Here is a 17,907-nt window from a genome sequence, read left to right on the forward strand (position 1 = left end):
GTCAGACGACGACGGTGTCGATCGCCTCGTGGTGCTTCTCGAACTTCACGTACTCGTCCTCCATGATCGCCCGTGGGTTGAAGAGCGGGTCGGCGAGGATGCCGTGCACGCGGCGGCGCTGCATGCCCATGTTGCCGCCGTCGTAGATGGGCAGCACCGACGCCTCGCGGAGGATCTTGCCGAAGCCGGCCTTGGTCTCCAGGGCGTTCACCCCGACGATCTGCATGCACTTGTACACGCAGTCGAACATCATCTCGGTGACCTGGATCTTGTTCATCGCGCCGACCAGCTCGGCGTGCTGGTCGTGCTTGTCGAGGTAGTCCGCCGCCCGCCAGGAGAAGTAGCGGCCCATCTCGATCTTCGCCGCCACGTCGCCGAGCACGTAGCCGACGTTCTGGAAGGAGATGATCGGCTTCAGCGCGCCGGCCGTGTTGCTCCGGGCGAAGTCGAGGGCCGTCTCGTAGGCGGCGCGGGCCATGCCGACCGCGGCGATCGCCGCGATCGGGCCGGACCACGCGAAGTTGCGGTTGATCACGAGGTCGCCGTTGCCCTCCGCCCCGGGCAGCAGGTTCGCGGCAGGGATGCGGGCGTTCTCGAAGACGATCTCGGCGTTCGAGGCGAGGCGGTGCCCGGTCTTGTCGAGGGTCCGGTAGGTGACGCCGGGGGTGTCCCGCTCCAGGACCAGCGCGGACAGCCCCTCGGTGCCGCCCTTGTCGGGGTCGGTGCGCACGATCAGCGTGCCCGCGTTGACGCCCCGCTCGTCCCAGCCCGCCGACGACGGCCAGTACTTGCGGCCGTTGACGACGAAGTCGTCGCCGTCGCGGACCGCGAGGAGGCCGACCCCGGCCGGGCGCGGCAGCGGGATGTCGAAGTTCGCCGTGCCGGCCGGGTTGCCCGGCGGCTCGCTGGCCGTCCACCCGCCGAGGTACTCCCCCGTCGGGTCCGAGGTCGCCGCCCGCAGGAACTTCTCCTTCTGCGCGTCGGTGCCGTACCAGGCGATCGGCATGAGGCCGAGGCCGTTGCACAGGACCGTGCAGGCGAACCCGGGGTCGACGACGCAGAGCTCCTCGGCCGCGATCGTCAGGTCGACGCACGACACCCCGCCGCCCCCGTAGGCCTTCGGCAGCATGCACATCGCGATCCCGGCCTTGTACGCCTCGACGTAGGCCGGCTTCGTCCTCTGGAAGCCCTTGAGCGGGTCGCGTTCGGCGTCGGCCTCCGCGACGACCGGCTTGAGGACGTTCTCGGCGAAGGCGCGCACCTCGTGCTGCAGCTTCTTCTGCTCGTCGGACATCGTGAAGTTGATGGTCATCGGAACTCCGGGTGGCGCTGGCGGTGTCCAGTTCGCTGTGGTGATCGCCGCCGGAACGAAGCGCGGCGTTCGACGCTACGCCGGTGGAGCCGCGCTGGATATCCGTCGTTGCGCCGCCGCAACGGCGCCAGGACGGAGTGCGGAAGCAGGTGCCGGGGGTCCTCCGGTCGGACGCCCGGGTGCCCGGCGATCGCCTCGCCGACGACCGGCCCGGAACCCTCCTCCTCGTGAGGGATCCCACCGGCGAACGCTCACGGCCGGTGGGCGGCCACCGCCTCCGCGCCGCGGGTGTCGCCGACCGCGCGGAGCCCGTCGACGACCCCGTCGATGTCCGCGGCCGGCCGGTTCTGGCTGAGCTTGAACTTCGCGTCGACCCGGTCGATGCGGACCTCCACGCCCACGATGGCGCGCAGCTGGCCGCGGAAGTACTTCTCCGGCGCGTCCTCGACGCGCCACGGCGCCGGCCGGTCCGCCTCGTGCAGGTCGGTCAGCCGCCGCACGACGTCGGCGAGCCAGTCGACGTCGTCGTGCACGGTCACGGTCCCGTGGACGTGGGCGGTCATGTAGTTCCAGGTGGGGACGACGCGCCCGTGCTCGGCCTTGGAGGCGTACCAGGTCGGGCTGACGTACGAGTCCGGGCCGCGGACGATCACCAGGCCCGGCCGCCCGTCGGCGCGCTTCCAGTGGTCGTTGTTGCGGGCGAAGTGGCCCAGCAGCCGGCCGCCCTCACGGTCGTGGACGAACGGCAGCATGGTCGCCTCCAGCCCGTCCGGGCCGTCCGTGATCAGGTCCGCGGCGCCGTGGTGGTCCAGCAGCTGCTGCACGTCCTCGTCGGCGGGGGCGAAGTGGGTCGGCACGTACACGATGCGGGCGCTCCTCCGGTCGGTCCCTGCCGCTCCAGGATGCACCCCGAGGCGGCCTTCGCAGCGTCTCGTCCGGGTGCTGGGTGTGCAGGTAGGCGAGCAGCTCGTCCCGGGTGCCGTCCGCGAGCAGGGCGGCCTGCCGCATGTCGAGCATCGCCGGGTCCGCGGTGCGCCGGTCGAGGCGCAGCGCCCCGACCGCCGCGGGGTCGGCGCAGACCCGGCCACCGAGCCCAGCCGGCTGTCGGCGTTCTCGGGCGACGCGTCGTACTCGGCCGGGCCCGCACCCGTCAGTCGTCGCGCAGCACGGTGCGGCGGTCGATCCGCCAACCGGCCGGCGTGCGGACGAGGTCGTCCACGACGGTGGTGAGCCGGTGCAGCCGCGAGGGCTCGCCGGTCGGCGTGCCGACGATCTGCAGGTAGGCCCGGGAGGTCAGGGTGTCCGGCCCCACCGGCATCACGTCCACGGTGCTGATGACGTGCCGCAGCACCTCGCCGGACTCCACGCAGCCGGCGTGGAAGCGCTCGGCGAAGGCCGTCAGCTCGGCCGCCCCGACGGCCGGGTCGGGATAGCTCGGCGAGTGGAACTCGCCGTCCGCGGTGAAGGTCGCGGCCCAGTCGGCCGCCCTGCCCGAGTCGATCGCATGGCTCTGCCGCCCGTACAGCTGGTGGACGGCGAGCACGTCCTCGGCCGAGATGTCCATGGCCGCATCCTCGCCCCTGGCCGGGGACGTGTCATCAACACCGAGGTCCGCGAGCCCCCGTGCTGCCCGGTGTGGTGCCGGGGTGCGTCAGGCCGGCGGGCCGGACAGCAGCTGCTGCCCGCCGTCGACGTCGTAGACCGCTCCGGTCAGGGCGGTGTTGGTCATGAGATGGAGGGCCAGGGCCGCGACGTCGGCCGGTCCGACCACCCGCCCGATCGGCACGGTGGCGCGGAGCTGCTCGCGGCGCCGGTCGAGGTCGTCGCCGAGCAGGCGGGCCGAGAGGGGCGTGTCGACGAAGCCGGGTGCGAGGAGGTTGACCCGGATCGGCGCGAGCTCGAGCGCGAGGTTGGCGGTGAGCGCCGGCAGGGCCGCCGTGAGCGCGGCCGGCACGGCGAGCCCACGCGCCGGGCGGCGCGCGCCGGTCCCGCCGACGAGCAGCAGGGTGCCGCCGGGCCGGCCCTTCGCGAGCAGGACGCGGGCCACGTGCAGCGGCAGCCAGAGGTGGTCGAGCGTGCCTCGACCGCGTCCGCGGCGCGCCGCAGCCGTCCGGGGTCGCGGCCGGTCAGCACGACGTCGGCACCCGCCGCACGGGCGAGTCGTGCCGTCTCCAGCCCGATGCCGGAGCTCCCGCCGATCACGACGAGCGTCTGCCCGCGCAGCTGCTGGTCGGGTCGCACGGTGGACGCGGTCGGTGCGCTGGTCATGGTGCCTCGCTCGAGGTCGTGGAAGGGGGCAGGGGCGGCGTCGGGCGCCCGGCGGCGATCTCGCCGTGCAGGGCCTTCAGCGCGGCCACGTAGATCTCGGAGAAGGTGGGGAAGGGCTGGACGGTGTCGCGCAGGACGTCCAGCGGCACCCGGGCGCGGATGGCCAGGGTGGCCTGCTGCAGCCACTCGCCGGCCTCCGGGCCCACGGCGTAGGCGCCCGTGAGGCACGTGCCGTCGCCGAGCAGCGTCAGGAAGCCCGGGAGGTCGGCGTAGGCGTGGGTGTAGGTCGCCGTCTTGGCCACCTCGGCCACCGGGACCGTCGCGCGGAAGGGAGCGTCGACGGCGCCGACCGCGGCGACCTGCGGGTCGGTGTAGACCACCCGGGGCACCGCCCGGTAGTCGGCCGGTCGCGGCGCGCCGAGGATGTTCGCCGCGACAACCTCGCCCTGGTACTTGCCCATGTGGGTCAGCAGGTACAGGCCGGTGCAGTCGCCGATGGCCCACAGCCGCTCCCCCGCCCGCAGGTGGTCGTCGACGGGGATGCCGCGGCCGTCGGCCCGGATCCCGACGGTCTCCAGGCCGATGTCGGCGACCCGGGGGCGGCGCCCGGTGGCGACGAGCAGCCGGTCGCCGCGCCGCTCGCGGCCGTCCGCGAGGGTGAGGACGAAGTCCGCCCGGTCCCGCCCCGCGGCGACGGTCGTGGTGCCCACGACGAGCTCGACGCCGTCCGCGGCCAGGACGCGGGCGAGCGCCTCGCCGAGCGGCGCGGGCTCGCGGGCGAGCAGGTGGTCGCCGGCCTCGACCAGCGTGACCGCGCCGCCGAGGCGGCGGACGGCCTGGGCCATCTCCACGCCCACCGCGCCCCCGCCGAGGACCAGCAGCCGCTCCGGGACGGCCTTCATGGCGGTCACCTCGCGGTTGGTCCAGATGCCGTCGAGCTCGCGGAGTCCCGGGACGGGCGGGAGGACGGGCGACGACCCGGTCGCCAGGACCACGTGCCCGGCGGTGTGGCGCACCCCGTCGACCTCGACCGCGCCGGTCCCGGCCAGCCGGCCGGTGCCCCGCAGCAGGTCGATGCCCTTGCCGGCCAGCCAGGTCTGCTGGCCGGTGTCGGTGTGGTCGGAGACCATGAAGTCCCGGTAGGCGAGCGCCGCCGGCACGTCGACCTCCGCGGTCGCCGCCGCGTCGCGCGCGCCGCGGACGGCCTCGCCCGGCCGCAGCAGCGTCTTGGACGGGATGCAGGCCCAGTAGGAGCACTCGCCCCCGACCAGCTCCCGTTCCACGAGCGCGACGCGCAGGCCGCCGTCGGCGAGCTCCCCGGCACAGTGCTCGCCCGGGGAGCCGCCGCCCACGACGATCACGTCGTACTGGCTGCTCACCGGCGTACCGCCGCGACGTGCCGGGCGGCGTCCGCGGCCGCCTCGTCGGGCGTCCGGCCGTCCTGCCGGGCGACGAGGTAGGCGGCGTACCAGTCCGACCACCGGTGCGGCGGGGCGGTCGCCTCGTACCCGCCGTGCCGCTCCTCGGTCTCGCGCAGGAGCGCGCTCAACGCTTCCGTCATGTCCATGTCGGTCCCCTTCACCGGCCCGGGAGCCGTTCCTGGATCTCCTGCAGGACCCACTGGTTGCCGTCGGGGTCGGCGAACGAGGCGAAGGACCCGTAGCTGCGACGTTCCGGGTCGGGGCCGTCGACGCGGCCCTCGGTGCCCGCGTGGTGGAACACCCCGCCGGCGTCGTGGAACGGGCCGCTGACCTGCACCCCCTTCTCGGCCAGCTCCGCACGCGCCCGCTCGAGGTCGAACACGACCAGGTGGAGGCCCTGGGTGGAGCCCGGCGCGGCGGTGGTGACCCCGGAGCCGAAGATGATCGAGCAGGCGGACCCGGGCGGGGTCACCTGCACCACGCGGAAGCCGGGTCCGGTGGTGACGTCGGCGTCGAGGCGCCACCCCAGGTCGCCGTAGAAGCGCAGGGCACGGTCCACGTCGGAGACGGGGAGGACCACGACCTCCAGCCGCATCGCCAGGGCCTGGTCCTCCGCCGCCTCGCCCGCGCTCTCCGGGCTCGTCTGCAGACTGCTCATCGTCGTCCTCCGAGTGGGGTCACGGGGTGCGTCACGCCCTCCCAGTAAGTCGGGACCGGCGGAACGCAAGGGCGACGTCGCGCGACCTCGCCCGACGCCCCCGAAGGCCGCAACGCCCTACCGCGAGCACGGCGCGTGGTGCCACACTCGCGAGGCCTCGAGCAGGGAGGCGCCGATGGAGGGAACCCGTCAGCGACGTGGCCGACCGGTCTCATGACCGGGGCCGCGAGGCTCTCCGCCGACCAGGAACGCCATCTCGTGGTCGCCGCGGGATCCGGTGACCTCGACGCGTGCCGCCGCCTCGTCGAGGAGTTCCTGCCCGCGATCGGGAGCCTCGCGCGCCGCTTCCCGCACGGGATCGGCGTCCAGCGCCAGGAGCTCCTCCAGGAGGGCGTGGCCGGGCTGTTGTTCGCCGCGCGGCGGTACGACCCCGACCTCGGGACCCCGTTCTGGGCCTACGCCTCCTACTGGGTCCGGAAGGCCATGCAGGACCTCGTCGCGGAGCTGACCATGCCGGTCGCCCTGTCCGACCGTGCGGTCCGTGCGCTGGCGGCGATTCGGGCGGCCCGCAACGAGCACCTCCGCCGGCACGGCGTCGACCCGACCACGGACCAGCTCACCGAGGCGACCGGCTTCACCCGGGACCAGCTCCACCGGCTCCAGGCCGCCGCGCGGACCCCGCGCAGCGTCTCCGGACCCGCTGCCCGCGACGGCGAGGGCGGCGCCGAGCAGCTCGGGGACGGGCACGCCGAGCTCGCGTTCGAGCAGGTCCTCGACGCGATCGAGACCCGCGAGGTCCGCGACCTCGCCGAGCGGCTCGGCGAGCGCGAGCGGACGGTGATCCGCGCCCACTACGGGCTCGGCGGTCCGGCGCAGACCCTGAAGCAGATCGGCCAGGGCCTGGGCCTGACCGCCGAACGCGCCCGGCAGATCGAGGCGGCCGCGCTCGGCAAGCTCCGCGAGGCGCTCGCCCGTCCGGCGCCCCCGCTTGATTCCGCTCCGTGAGTGTCTTATTGAAGGGTGGGCCACGTCCGACCAGGAGGTGGCAGAACGGCGAGCGATGAGATCCGGCACCACCGCCCTGCGGCACACCGCCCTCGTCTACGACTCCCGGGAGGAGTACGTGGCACGGGCGGTCGCCTTCCTCCGTGAGGGCCTGCGGTCGGGCGAGGGTGCCGTCGTCGCGCACACCCGCCCCGGGCTCGCCCTCATGCACGAGGCGCTCGGGCCCGACGCCGCCGCCGTCACGTTCGTCGACGTGAGCGCCGCCTACACCCGGCCCGCGCACACCCTGGCGGCCTACCACGACGTCTACGCGGAGCAGCTGCGGGCGGCGCCGTCGCTCCGCGCGGTCGCCGATGTCCAGTTCGGCCCCGACCCCGGCGAGTGGGACCTCTGGACGGGCTACGAGTCCGTGTTCAACGAGTCGTTCGCCCACCTCCCGGCCTGGGTGCTGTGCACCTACGACGGCCGGGTCCTCCCCGAGCCGATCCGGGACGCCGTGTGGCGCACCCACCCGGTCGTCCTCGACGACGAGTGGACCCGCAGCGACCGCTACGAGCAGCCCGGCCGGCTGCTCCGCCGGACCGCCGCACCGGCGGGGCCCCTGCCGGGCCTCCGCCCGATCGGGTTCGGCCGCGACGCCGAGGAGTTCCGCGAGCGGCTGGCCCGCGAGCTCGTTGCGGCAGGGGTCCCGGAGCACCGGACGCTCGACATGCTCCTCGCCGCGACCGAGGTCGCGGCGAACGCGGTGCGGCACGGCGGCGGCGTGCGCGACGTCCGGGTCGGCCGGGTGGCCGGGCGCTTCGCCTGCGAGATCGTCGACGCCGGCCCCGGCTTCGACGACCCCGTGGCGGGCTACCTCGCCCCTCGGCCGGGGATCGGGAGCGGCCTGTGGATCGCCCGCCGGCTCACGTGGCAGGTCGGGTTCTTCCGCGCGCCGGAGGGCTTCACGGCACAGATCCTGCTCTGACGGCGCGGATCAGCGGTCCGCGCTGCCCGGGACGAGCGGGACGAAGCTGACGTCGGCCAGGTGCTCGGTGCGGCCGTCGCGACGGCGGACGAGGGTGCCGACCCGGTGGTCGCCGACCGGGCAGACGATCGTCCCGCCCGGGGCGAGCTGGTCGACGAGGTCCGGCGGGATCGCGCCGCTGGCCAGGGCGGTCACCACGATCCCGTCGAACGGCGCGCGGTCCGCGGCCCCGCGCGTCCCGTCCCCGGTCCGCACCTCCGCGTTCGGGGCGAGCTCGGCGAGCAGCCCGCGGGCCCGCTCGGCGAGCTCCGGGTCGCGTTCGACGGTCACCACCTCGCCGACGCAGCGGGCCAGCACCGCGGCCGCGTAGCCCGAGCCGGTCCCGATCTCCAGCACCCGCGCCGACGGCGGCTGCTGCAGCGCGGCCACGCTGAACGCCACGATCCAGGGCGAGGAGATCGTCTGGCCGCGCCCGATGTCGAGCGGGTGGTCGCCGTAGGCCTCGCCGGCCAGCTCGGGCCGCAGGAAGCGCTCGCGCGGCACCTCCCCCATCGCGGCGAGCACCCGCCGGTCCGTGATCCCGCCCGCGCGCAGCCGCGCCACCATGGCCTCCCGTGCCTTCGCGGCGCCGTGCCCGTCGGTCGTCCGGCCTCCGCGCCCCCGGGCCATGCGACCACCTCCCGCCGGCCGACCTACCCGCTCCGCGCCCGCCCCAGTCGGGTCAGGGCTGGTCCTTCGTCAGGTGCAGCAACCAGTCCTCCCCGGTGTGGATCAGCGCGTAGCGCCGCGAGCCGGTACGCCCGTGCAGGGTGAAGACGATCCGCCGCTCGTCGCGGTCGTGCTCCTCCCACCAGCCCGTGTCGGCGATGGTCTTGTCCTCGTCGGTGTAGCCCAGGTGGTCGAGGTCGTGATCGGGGACGCTGACGGCCAACCGGTTGCGCCGCGGGTCGTCGGGGAGCCCGCGGGGCACCGCCCAGGACCGGAGCACCCCGCCCTCCTCCAGCCGCAGGTCGAAGTGCGGCCGCGGCCGGCGGTGGTCGTGCAGCACGAAGGCGGGACGGTCCACCCGTCCAGTGTGGCGCACGACCGCCGCGCCGACCGACCCCTCACCGCCCTCACCTCAGCGGCGCAGGGCGGTCTCCCGCTCCATGTGCGACAGCTTCTCGGGGTTGCGCACGGCGTAGAGACCGGTGACCAGGCCGTCGTCGATGCGCACCGCCACCACGCTGTCGAGCTCGCCGTCGAGCCGGAGGACCAGGGCGGGGTGCCCGTTGACCTGAACCGGCTGCAGGGACACCGCGCCGGCGACCCGGCCCATCCCGGCGCCGAGCAGCCGCGCCACCTTGTCCGCCCCGACGACGGGGCGCAGCACGGCCTGCCTGATCCCGCCGCCGTCGCCGACGAGGACGACGTCGGGTGCGAGGACGTCGAGCAGGCCTTGCAGGTCCCCGGTCTCGACCGCCCGCCGGAACGCGTCGAGCGCGCCCCGGGTCTCCGCCGGGGACACGACCTCCCGCGGCCGGCGGGCGGCGACGTGCGCCCGTGCCCGGTGCGCGATCTGGCGGACCGCGGCGGGACTCCGGTCGACCGCCTCCGCGATCTCGTCGTAGCCGAGGTCGAAGACGTCACGCAGCACGAACACCGCCCGCTCGGTCGGCGCGAGCGTCTCCAGCACCAGCAGCATCGCCATCGAGACGCTGTCGGCCAGCTCGACGTCCTCGGCCACGTCCGGCGAGGTCAGCAGCGGTTCCGGCAGCCACGGGCCGACGTAGGACTCCTTGCGCCGGCCGAGCGTGCGCAGCCTCGTGAGCGCCTGCCGGGTGGTGATCCGGACGAGGTACGCGCGCCGGTCCCGCACCGTGGCGAGGTCGACGTCCGCCCAGCGCAGCCAGGTCTCCTGGAGGACGTCCTCCGCGTCGGCCGCCGAGCCGAGCATCTCGTAGGCGACGGTGAACAGCAGGTTGCGGTGGGCGAGGAAGGTCTCGGTCGCGGGCCGGCTCGTGCTCCCGCCGCGATCCGTGGGCGCGGTCGGCGACATGGACGCCTCCTGTTGACGCTCGACTGGCTCTGTCGCCATCAGACGCCGGAGGTCGCCGATCCGTGACACCACGCCGGCATGAGCCACGTCACAGCGCGGCCCTGTCACAGGCCACGGCCCGGCGGCATCTGGTGTCCGACACGTGCCGCACCCACGAGGGAGGACGCCATCATGGACGCCCGGATCGACCTGTTCACCAACGAGCTGGCCGCGAAGTTCGGCCGGCGGTTCGCCAACGCCGCCATGGTGATCCACGGGTCGCCGCTGCCGAAGGCCACGCAGGAGCTGGTGTCGCTGCGCGCCAGCCAGATCAACGGCTGCGGCTTCTGCACCGACATGCACACCAAGGACGCCGCAGCCGCCGGTGAGGACCCGGTCCGGCTGAACCTGGTCGCCGCCTGGCGCGATTCCACCGTGTTCACCGAGGCCGAGCGGGCCGCGCTGGCGTTCGCGGAGGAGGGCACCCGGCTCGCCGACGCCCACGAGGGCGTGTCCGACGAGACCTGGGCCCGGGTGCGCGCGCACTACGACGAGGACCAGGTCGCCGCCCTGGTCTGCCTGCTCGCGCTGGTCAACGCGGCCAACCGGATGAACGTCGTCGCGCGCACCCCGGCGGGTTCCTACGAGCCGGGCATGTTCGCCGCCATGGCGGGCTGACCGTGCACCGGCCCGGCGCCCGGCCCGCGTCGGCGGCCGGGCCGGTGCCCTACGACCGGTCCGGCAACGCGAGGGGCGGCCCGACGATCTCGATCCCGTTCGCCCGCCCGACCTCGGCGAAGGCATCCGGGTCGACCGGACCGGGCAGGAGCCCCGCAAACCCTTCGAAGTACCGCTCCAGCCCCGCCGGGGTCGTGATCACCAGCAGCCGGCCGGTGGTGTCGCCGAGGTTCCGGAAGCAGTGAGGGGTTCCCCGAGGGCCGAACGCCATGCCGCCCTGCGGCAGGTCGAACTCGGCGTCGCCCGCCCTGAAGCGGTACTCGCCCTCGAGGACCCACCACAGCTCGTCGTCGTTGCGGTGCACGTGCAACGGCGGGCCGTCCTTCGGCTCGGTCACGAACTCGAGCACGGTCAGTGTCCCGGCGCTCGTCCCCGAGTCCACCTTGATCGTGACCGAGCTGCCGGTCGGGGTCGCGAGCGACCTGCCCTCGCCCGGCTGCACGGCGAACGGCTTCACTGCGGCGGTCATCGGGGCCTCCTCGGGCCGCGCGGCATCGACCGGCGGCGCGGACCCGCCGATGCTCCCGCCTGCCCACCGCCCGCGACATACGCAAAGCTACGTAGCGCTCCTCCCGGTACCCGGCGGGCCGCGTGACTCACGCGGGTGGCCGTCCGCCGGGACGGGTGGCGTCCCGCATGGCGAGCTGGCTCCACAGGGCCGAGGCGGCGGTGAGGGCCGCGGCGACGAGCACGGCGGTCCGGAGGGAGGCGAGCGCCGCGGTGACACCGCCGACGAGCGCGCCGACGGCGTAGCCCGTGTCGCGCCAGAAGCGGTAGCCGCCGAGCGCGGCGGCGCGGACGGCGGGATGGACGCCGTCGCTGATCGCGGCGAGCAGCGCCGGGTAGACCAGCGCGGTGCCGACGCCGAGCAGGAACGCCCCGCCGAGACCGGCGAGGAAGGCGTCGGACAGGCCGACGACGAAGGTCAGCAGCCCGACGGCCTGGATCCCCATGCCGGCGACGACGGGGATCTTCCGGCCGATGCGGTCGGCGAGGTGGCCGGTGGCGAGCATGCCGACGGCCCACATGAACGGGTAGAGCGCCTTGACGATCCCGACGCCGCCGACCGACACCCCGGCCTGCACCAGCAGGACGGGGAGCAGGACCCAGGTCAGGCCGTCGTTGAGGTTGTTGACGAGCCCGGCCTGGCTGATCGAGGCGAGGCTACGGTCGCGCCAGCTGATCTCGGCGAACATCGCGCCCATCCCGAGCGCCGCGACCCCGGATCCGCCCGTCCCGCCGTCGCCCCTCGCCCGGTGCTGCTCGGCCTCGAGGCGGGCATGGGCGCTGGTGTCCCGGACCAGGCTGACCGTGAGGGCGAGCCCGGCCACGGCGTAGGCGACGCCGAGGAGCTCGGGCGCGGGCCGGAGCCCGTAGGCGGTCGCGAGGTAGCCGGTCGCCAGGGCGGTCACGGCGACGCCGAGATAGCCGGCCGTCTCGTTGATCCCGAGGGCCAGGCCGCGCCGCGCCGGGCCGACCAGGTCGATCTTCATGTTGACCGTCATCGACCACGTGAGGCCCTGGTTCACGCCGAGCAGCACGTTCGCGACGATCACCCACCACCAGCTCGGGGCGAAGGCGAGCAGGACCGGCACGGGCAGCCCGACGACCCAGCCGACGATCAGCACCGTCCTGCGGGTGGAGCGGCCGACGACCGCGCCGCCGACGAGGTTGGTCACGGCCTTGCTGACCCCGAAGGCCATCACGAACAGCGCGACGGTGAGGTCACCCAGCCCGAACAGCTGCGCGCCGACGAGCGGGGTGACGGTGCGCTCGAGGCCGACCATGCCCCCGACGAGGAGGTTGACCATCGCGAGCAACGTGAACTGGCCGAAGTTCTCGCGCAGGCCGAGCCGGACCGGCGCCCCGGCCGTGGAGGACGTCACGCGCGGGCCCGCCCGCGGGCTCCGGTCCGGGGTGCGTCGGCCCCGTCGGCCCCGTCCGGCCCGTCGGTCCCGGTGACCAGGGCGTGCCCGGTGAGGTCCGCCCAGTCCCCCGGCCCGCCGACGACGAAGGCGACGTCGTGGTGCCCGGCGCGTTCGAGCAGGCCGGCGGCGGTGGCGGCACGCTCGCCGTGCCCGCACATCACCACCGTGGGCTCCGCGGGCAGATCGGCGGCGCGGTGCGGGAGGACGCCGAGCTCGACGTGGCGGGCGGAGGGCAGGTGTCCGGCCGCGTACTCGGCGGTCTGGCGGACGTCGAGGACGCGGGGCCGGCCGCGGTCCGCGTCCCCCGGGGGCGGCAGGTCGCCGGGGCGCAGGATCCGGGTGCGGGCCGTCTCGTGCCCGGCCGCGACCCAGGCGCCGATCCCGCCCGCGAGCTCCCCGGCCAGGCGGTCCACCCCGATGTTCAGGGCGGGCCAGACGATGTCGGCGGGGTCCTGGTCCGGACCGCGGACGATCACGACGGCGCCGTCCGCGGGGACGACCCAGCCCAGCCAGGTCGCGAACTGCGGGCGCAGCGCGAGGGACAACGACCCGGGCACGTGCGCGGCCGCGTACTCGGTCACCGGCCGGACGTCGACGACCGTCGCGCCGTCGGCGCGCAGCCGCCGCACCACGGAGACCGGGAGCGGGGCGAGCGTCCCGGCGCCGGCCTGGTCGAGCACCTCCGGACCGCGCCGGTTGGTCTCGGCCAGCCACCGGAAGTAGTCCGGGTAGCTGCCCAGCGACCCGAGGAGCGCCTCGACGAAGGCCTCCTCGTCCCGGCTCGCGAGCAGGGCGTTCGTCGCGAGCTCGTGCTCGATCGTCGAGGTGCGCCGGGCCCCGGACGGCGCCGAGCAGAACGACCCGGCGCCGTGGGTGGGCCACACCGCGGTGGCCGGGGGCAGGGCGGCGAGCCGGCGCAGGGAGGCGAACTGCGCCCGGGCCAGCTCGTCCGTGCGGTCCGGTCCGAGCAGGTCCGGGCGCGCGGCCGAGCCGACGATCAGCGATCCGCCGGTGAACACCCCGACCGGGCGCGGGCCGTCGGCGACCAGGAAGGACAGGTGCTCGTCGGTGTGACCGGGGGTGGCCACGGCCGTGAGGCGCAGGCCGCCGAGGTCGACCTCCTCGCCGTCGTGCAGCCCCCGGTGGGCGAAGCGGCGCCGGCCGGCGGCCGAGGCGAGGACCGTGGCCCCCTCGTCGTGGGCGAGCTGCACCGCCCCGGTCAGGAAGTCGGCGTGCAGGTGGGTGTCGGCGGCGAACCGGATCCGCAGCCCCTCGGCCCGGGCCCGGGCGTGGAGGGCGCGCAGGTCGCGCGGCGGGTCGACCGCCAGCGCCGACCCGTCGCCCAGGTCGAGGAGGTAGGCGGAGTTGCCCAGCCCCTCGTCGACCACCGCGTGGAGTCGGACCTGTGTGGGCGTGTCCATCGCTCCTCCTCGCCCGTCCCGGCGACCCGGCGGCGGCGAGCACGACCCGCCGGGAGCGGTACAGTATTCCATGGATTCATGGAGGAGGAGCCGTGCCCGACGGGGCGAAGGGTGAGCTGTTGGCCCAGCTCGCGCGGGTCGGCAAGGCACTCGGCAACGGCACGCGCCTGGAGCTGCTGGACCTGCTGGCCCAGGGCCCGCGCAGCGTCGCCGAGCTCGCCGCGGCGGCCCACCTGGGCCTGTCGACGGCGTCGGCGCACCTGCAGGCGCTCAAGCACGCCGGGCTGGTGACCACCACGCGGTACGGCACGACGGTCGAGTACGCGCTGGCGGGCGACGACGTCGCCGCGCTGTGGCATCGGGTGCGCGAGGTGGCCACGGCCCGCGTCGCGGACGTCGGGCGCGCCGCGCGGACCTACCTCGGGCCCGACGACACCGAGGAGATCGGCCGGGAGGAGCTGCTCCGCCGCGTGGCCGACGGGCGGGCCGTGGTCCTCGACGTGCGCCCGGGCCCGGAGTTCGCGGCCGGTCACATCCCGGGCGCGGTGTCGATCCCGATCGACGAGCTCGCGGGCCGGCTCGAGGAGATTCCCGCCGACCAGGAGGTCGTCGCCTACTGTCGCGGCGCCCTGTGCGTGTTCTCGCACGACGCCGTCCGCCTGCTCGCCGCGCACGGGCGGCGCGCGGTGCGGCTGACGGACGGCTTCCTGGAATGGCGCCTCGCCGGGCATCCCGTCGCCGGCGCGGCCCGGCCCTGAGGGTCGGCGGCGCCTCGGCTGCACCGGGCCCGTCCCGCCGGAACCTTTCGCGGCGAATCGGTGTAGGCCCGGGCTGAGGGGGAAGGTCGGTCGCGCCCGCCCACCCGTCCTCGCTCAGGGGTGTCCATGACCACGACCGCACCTCGGCCGGCCGAGACCCGCCCCTACCCCTCGCACCGGCCGGGGCTCGGGTCCCGGATGACGCACATGCTGCGGACGACGGACCCCAAGGACATCTCGGTCCTGTACATGGTCACGTCGTTCGCCTTCTTCATGGCCGGCGGGGCGATGGCGTTGCTGATCCGCGCGGAGCTGGCCCGGCCCGGGCAGCAGTTCCTGTCGAGCGAGCAGTACAACCAGCTGTTCACCATGCACGGCACGATCATGCTGCTGCTCTACGCGACGCCGATCCTGTTCGGCTTCGCGAACTACATCGTCCCGCTGCAGATCGGCGCCCCGGACGTCGCCTTCCCGCGGCTGAACGCCTTCTCCTACTGGCTGTTCCTGTTCGGCGGGCTGATCGTGCTGTCCGGGTTCCTCACCCCGGGCGGTGCGGCGGACTTCGGCTGGTTCGCCTACACCCCGCTCTCCGACGCGGTGCGTTCGCCCGGCGCGGGACCGGACCTGTGGATCATGGGCCTTGCGGTCAGCGGCCTGGGCACGATCCTGGGTGGCGTCAACTTCATCACCACGATCGTCTGCCTGCGCGCGCCCGGCATGACGATGTTCCGGATGCCGATCTTCACCTGGAATATCTTCGTCACGTCACTGCTGATCCTGATCGCGTTCCCGGTGCTCACGGCCGCCCTGTTCGGCCTCGCGGCGGACCGCCACCTGGGTGCCCACGTGTTCGACCCGGCCAACGGCGGCGCCATTCTCTGGCAGCACCTGTTCTGGTTCTTCGGCCATCCCGAGGTCTACATCGTGGCGCTGCCGTTCTTCGGCATCGTCACGGAGATCATCCCGGTGTTCAGCCGCAAGCCGGTGTTCGGCTACCGCACCCTGGTCTTCGCCACCATCGCCATCGGCGTCCTCTCGGCGGCCGTGTGGGCACACCACATGTACGCGACCGGGGCGGTGCTGCTGGCCTTCTTCTCCTTCACGACGTTCCTCATCGCCATCCCGACGGGCATCAAGTTCGTCAACTGGATCGGCACCATGTGGAAGGGAAAACTGACCTTCGAGACGCCGATGCTGTTCGCCGTCGGCTTCCTCGCCACGTTCCTTTTCGGCGGGCTCACGGGTGTGCTGCTGGCCTCGCCGCCGATCGACTTCCACGTGTCCGACACGTACTTCGTGGTGGCGCACTTCCACTACGTGCTGTTCGGGACGATCGTGTTCGCGACCTACGGCGGGATCTACTTCTGGTTCCCGAAGATGACCGGCCGGATGCTCGACGAGCGCATCGGCAAACTGCACTTCTGGCTCACCTTCATCGGCTTCCACACCACGTTCCTGGTGCAGCACTGGCTGGGCAACGAGGGCATGCCGCGCCGCTACGTCGACTACCTGCCGACGGACGGGTTCACCACGCTGAACATGATCAGCTCGATCGGCGCGTTCGTGCTGGGCGCCTCCACGCTGCCGTTCATCTGGAACGTGTTCCGCAGCTACCGCTACGGCCGGGTCGTGACCGTCGACGACCCGTGGGGTCACGGCAACTCGCTGGAGTGGGCCACCAGTTGCCCGCCGCCGCGGCACAACTTCACCGAGCTGCCCCGCATCCGCTCCGAGCGCCCGGCGTTCGAGCTGCACTACCCGCACCTGGTGGAGCGGGCCCGGGCCGAGGCGCACGTCGGGGGCCACGCCGCGCCGTCGGAGCATGCGGCGCAACGGGTCAACCGCGAGGCCGAGCCCGACGACGACCCGCGCTCGCACTGACCGCCCCGGAACACCGATGAGCCTCGACGAGAACCGGGCGCGCCCCCTCAGCCCCGCGGAGCTGCAGATCCTCGCCGGCCTCGAGCGCGACCTCGACACCGGCCTCGACACCGGCGCCGACCCCGGCCCGCCCCGGGCGGGCACGGGTGCGCCGGCGGGGATCCGGCGCGCGGCGGTGGCCCTCGGCCTGCTGGTCGCCTGCGCCTTCGTCGGGGTCGCCGCCGAGTTCGGCGGCCCCGTCCTGCTCGCCGAGGTCGCGGGCGCGCTCGGCCTGCAGGCGGCCCTGCTGTGCTGGTTGGTGCACCGCCGGCACTGAGGGCACCGGCACGGTGCACCGTCGAGCCGACCCGGCCTGTGATCGGATGGCAGCCGTGCAACGACATGTCACGGAGTTCTGCGACCGGTTCGGCCTGCAGCTGCCGATCCTGGAGGCACCGATGGCGGGTGCCTGCCCGCCGGAGCTCGCGATCGCGGTGGCCGAGGCGGGCGGGATGGGTGCCGACGGCGTCGTCCTCGACCCGCCCGATCGCATCACGGCGTGGGTCGAGCGGTTCCGGGCCGGCTCGGCGGGGCCGTTCCAGCTCAACATCTGGATCCCGGACCCGCCGATCGAGGCCCCCGCCCGCCTGCGCGCGGCCGAGGAGTACCTCGGGGGCTGGGGCACCCCGGGCGAGGCCGGGGCGGCCGCCCCGGTCTTCGCCGAGCAGTGCGAGGCGATGCTCGACGCCGCGCCCACCGTGATCTCCTCGATCATGGGGCTGTTCGACGCCGCCTACGTCGAGCGGATGCACGCCCGCGGGATCGCCTGGTTCGCCTGTGCGACCACGCTGTCCGACGCGCTGGCGGCCCAGGAGGCGGGCGCCGACGCGATCGTCGCGCAGGGCATGGAGGCGGGCGGGCACCGGGGCACGTTCGACCCGGCCGCCGCGGAGCACACCGACGTCGGGCTCTTCGCCCTGCTGCCGCACCTGGTCGACCGGATCCGGGTGCCCGTCATCGCCAGCGGCGGCATCGCCGACGGCCGGGGCGTGGCCGCGGCGCTGGCCCTCGGCGCCAGCGCCGTCCAGGTGGGCACGGCGCTGCTGCGGTCGCCGGAGGCCGGGATCGACGAGGGCTGGGCCGCAGCGCTGGCGGACCTGCCCCCGGAGCGGTCGGTCCCGACCCGGGCCTACTCCGGCCGGCTCGGCCGGGCCGTGCCGACGCCGTTCGTCACCGCGTGGACGCGGCCGGGGGCGCCCCCGCCCGCGCCGTACCCCGACCAGCGCCGGCTGGTCGGGCGGTGGCGGCGCGGGGCCGCCACCGGGGTGGACCCGGTCAACCAGTGGGCCGGGCAGGGTGCGGCGCTGGCGCGCCGGGCCCCCGCGGGCACGATCGTGCAGGACATGTGGGACACCGCCTGCGCGCTACTGGCCTAATGGGTCCTGCCGGGCCTGGTTGTGCGAGGCTCGGCGCTGGTGGCGGCCAGCGGGTCAGCACTCTTCTGGCCTGGGCTTCGAGCCCTTGAGTCAGATCGTGCGCCCGCTGGTCGTGAGC

Annotated in this window: 20 protein-coding genes; 7 read left to right on the plus strand and 13 right to left on the minus strand. The window is 74.5% G+C overall.

Annotation, left to right across the window (positions count from 1 at the left end; genetic code table 11):
- Position 1: 1 nt before the first annotated feature.
- The 7 genes from LWC35_RS25590 to LWC35_RS25620 all read right to left on the minus strand — a co-directional run bounded on the left by LWC35_RS25590 (position 2) and on the right by LWC35_RS25620 (position 5,659).
- Positions 2-1,312: an acyl-CoA dehydrogenase family protein gene (locus LWC35_RS25590; RefSeq protein WP_232872804.1), complete on the minus strand. Its 1,311-nt coding sequence runs from the start codon at positions 1,310-1,312 to the stop codon at positions 2-4.
- A 251-nt stretch (positions 1,313-1,563) separates the two neighbouring features.
- Entirely contained in the window at positions 1,564-2,175 is a 612-nt protein-coding gene (locus tag LWC35_RS25595) for an FMN-binding negative transcriptional regulator (protein WP_232872805.1), read from the minus strand.
- A gap of 287 nt (positions 2,176-2,462) precedes the next feature.
- Complete coding sequence (locus tag LWC35_RS25600) at positions 2,463-2,876, minus strand: nuclear transport factor 2 family protein (protein ID WP_232872806.1); 414 nt, start codon at positions 2,874-2,876, stop codon at positions 2,463-2,465.
- Between the two features lie 87 nt (positions 2,877-2,963).
- On the minus strand, positions 2,964-3,359 hold the full coding sequence (locus LWC35_RS25605) for an SDR family oxidoreductase (RefSeq protein ID WP_232872807.1): 396 nt from the start codon (positions 3,357-3,359) through the stop codon (positions 2,964-2,966).
- A 217-nt stretch (positions 3,360-3,576) separates the two neighbouring features.
- Positions 3,577-4,959 (minus strand): dihydrolipoyl dehydrogenase family protein, encoded by a 1,383-nt coding sequence (locus tag LWC35_RS40475; protein ID WP_232872808.1) that lies wholly within the window; start codon positions 4,957-4,959, stop codon positions 3,577-3,579.
- On the minus strand, positions 4,956-5,147 hold the full coding sequence (locus LWC35_RS25615; RefSeq protein WP_232872809.1) for a hypothetical protein: 192 nt from the start codon (positions 5,145-5,147) through the stop codon (positions 4,956-4,958). Before LWC35_RS25615 ends, LWC35_RS40475 begins: the two co-directional genes overlap by 4 nt.
- Before the next feature lie 11 nt (positions 5,148-5,158).
- The gene (locus LWC35_RS25620) at positions 5,159-5,659 is read right to left on the minus strand and encodes a VOC family protein (RefSeq protein ID WP_269804768.1); all 501 of its coding nucleotides are present in this window, start codon (positions 5,657-5,659) and stop codon (positions 5,159-5,161) included.
- 213 nt (positions 5,660-5,872) lie between these two features.
- Here LWC35_RS25620 and LWC35_RS25625 point away from each other — a divergent pair, with 213 nt between their 5' ends.
- Entirely contained in the window at positions 5,873-6,664 is a 792-nt protein-coding gene (locus tag LWC35_RS25625; protein ID WP_232872810.1) for a sigma-70 family RNA polymerase sigma factor, read from the plus strand.
- A gap of 55 nt (positions 6,665-6,719) precedes the next feature.
- A complete protein-coding gene (locus LWC35_RS25630) occupies positions 6,720-7,631 on the plus strand; it encodes an anti-sigma factor RsbA family regulatory protein (RefSeq protein WP_232872811.1) in 912 nt (303 codons plus the stop codon).
- 9 nt (positions 7,632-7,640) lie between these two features.
- On the opposite strand, the gene LWC35_RS25635 is transcribed toward LWC35_RS25630, so the two are convergent.
- Genes LWC35_RS25635 through LWC35_RS25645 form a run of 3 tightly spaced genes read right to left on the minus strand, consistent with a single transcriptional unit; the run spans position 7,641 to position 9,669 of the window.
- On the minus strand, positions 7,641-8,300 hold the full coding sequence (locus LWC35_RS25635) for a protein-L-isoaspartate(D-aspartate) O-methyltransferase (RefSeq protein ID WP_232872812.1): 660 nt from the start codon (positions 8,298-8,300) through the stop codon (positions 7,641-7,643).
- A gap of 52 nt (positions 8,301-8,352) precedes the next feature.
- Positions 8,353-8,697 (minus strand): DNA polymerase ligase N-terminal domain-containing protein, encoded by a 345-nt coding sequence (locus LWC35_RS25640; RefSeq protein WP_232872813.1) that lies wholly within the window; start codon positions 8,695-8,697, stop codon positions 8,353-8,355.
- Between the two features lie 54 nt (positions 8,698-8,751).
- Positions 8,752-9,669, minus strand: coding sequence for an RNA polymerase sigma-70 factor (locus tag LWC35_RS25645; protein ID WP_232872814.1), 918 nt, complete (start codon positions 9,667-9,669; stop codon positions 8,752-8,754).
- A 171-nt stretch (positions 9,670-9,840) separates the two neighbouring features.
- Here LWC35_RS25645 and LWC35_RS25650 point away from each other — a divergent pair, with 171 nt between their 5' ends.
- Positions 9,841-10,326, plus strand: a complete 486-nt coding sequence (locus LWC35_RS25650; protein ID WP_232872815.1) for a carboxymuconolactone decarboxylase family protein — start codon at positions 9,841-9,843, stop codon at positions 10,324-10,326.
- 49 nt (positions 10,327-10,375) lie between these two features.
- On the opposite strand, the gene LWC35_RS25655 is transcribed toward LWC35_RS25650, so the two are convergent.
- The 3 genes from LWC35_RS25655 to LWC35_RS25665 all read right to left on the minus strand — a co-directional run bounded on the left by LWC35_RS25655 (position 10,376) and on the right by LWC35_RS25665 (position 13,735).
- Positions 10,376-10,855, minus strand: coding sequence for a cupin domain-containing protein (locus tag LWC35_RS25655; RefSeq protein WP_232872816.1), 480 nt, complete (start codon positions 10,853-10,855; stop codon positions 10,376-10,378).
- A 127-nt stretch (positions 10,856-10,982) separates the two neighbouring features.
- Positions 10,983-12,272: an MFS transporter gene (locus LWC35_RS25660; protein ID WP_232872817.1), complete on the minus strand. Its 1,290-nt coding sequence runs from the start codon at positions 12,270-12,272 to the stop codon at positions 10,983-10,985.
- On the minus strand, positions 12,269-13,735 hold the full coding sequence (locus LWC35_RS25665) for an MBL fold metallo-hydrolase (RefSeq protein WP_232872818.1): 1,467 nt from the start codon (positions 13,733-13,735) through the stop codon (positions 12,269-12,271). The genes LWC35_RS25660 and LWC35_RS25665 overlap by 4 nt, the downstream gene beginning before the upstream one ends.
- A 92-nt stretch (positions 13,736-13,827) precedes the next feature.
- On the opposite strand from LWC35_RS25665, the gene LWC35_RS25670 reads away from it, so the two are divergent.
- The 4 genes from LWC35_RS25670 to LWC35_RS25685 all read left to right on the plus strand — a co-directional run bounded on the left by LWC35_RS25670 (position 13,828) and on the right by LWC35_RS25685 (position 17,789).
- A complete protein-coding gene (locus tag LWC35_RS25670) occupies positions 13,828-14,493 on the plus strand; it encodes an ArsR/SmtB family transcription factor (RefSeq protein WP_232872819.1) in 666 nt (221 codons plus the stop codon).
- A 126-nt stretch (positions 14,494-14,619) separates the two neighbouring features.
- Positions 14,620-16,374, plus strand: coding sequence for an aa3-type cytochrome oxidase subunit I (gene ctaD, locus LWC35_RS25675; RefSeq protein WP_232872820.1), 1,755 nt, complete (start codon positions 14,620-14,622; stop codon positions 16,372-16,374).
- Positions 16,375-16,390: 16 nt separating this feature from the next.
- The gene (locus LWC35_RS25680; protein WP_232872821.1) at positions 16,391-16,690 is read left to right on the plus strand and encodes a hypothetical protein; all 300 of its coding nucleotides are present in this window, start codon (positions 16,391-16,393) and stop codon (positions 16,688-16,690) included.
- 46 nt (positions 16,691-16,736) lie between these two features.
- Complete coding sequence (locus LWC35_RS25685) at positions 16,737-17,789, plus strand: NAD(P)H-dependent flavin oxidoreductase (protein WP_232872822.1); 1,053 nt, start codon at positions 16,737-16,739, stop codon at positions 17,787-17,789.
- Positions 17,790-17,907 lie beyond the last annotated feature (118 nt).

The organism is Pseudonocardia kujensis (assembly GCF_021283305.1).
Taxonomy (GTDB): Bacteria; Actinomycetota; Actinomycetes; order Mycobacteriales; family Pseudonocardiaceae; genus Pseudonocardia; species Pseudonocardia kujensis.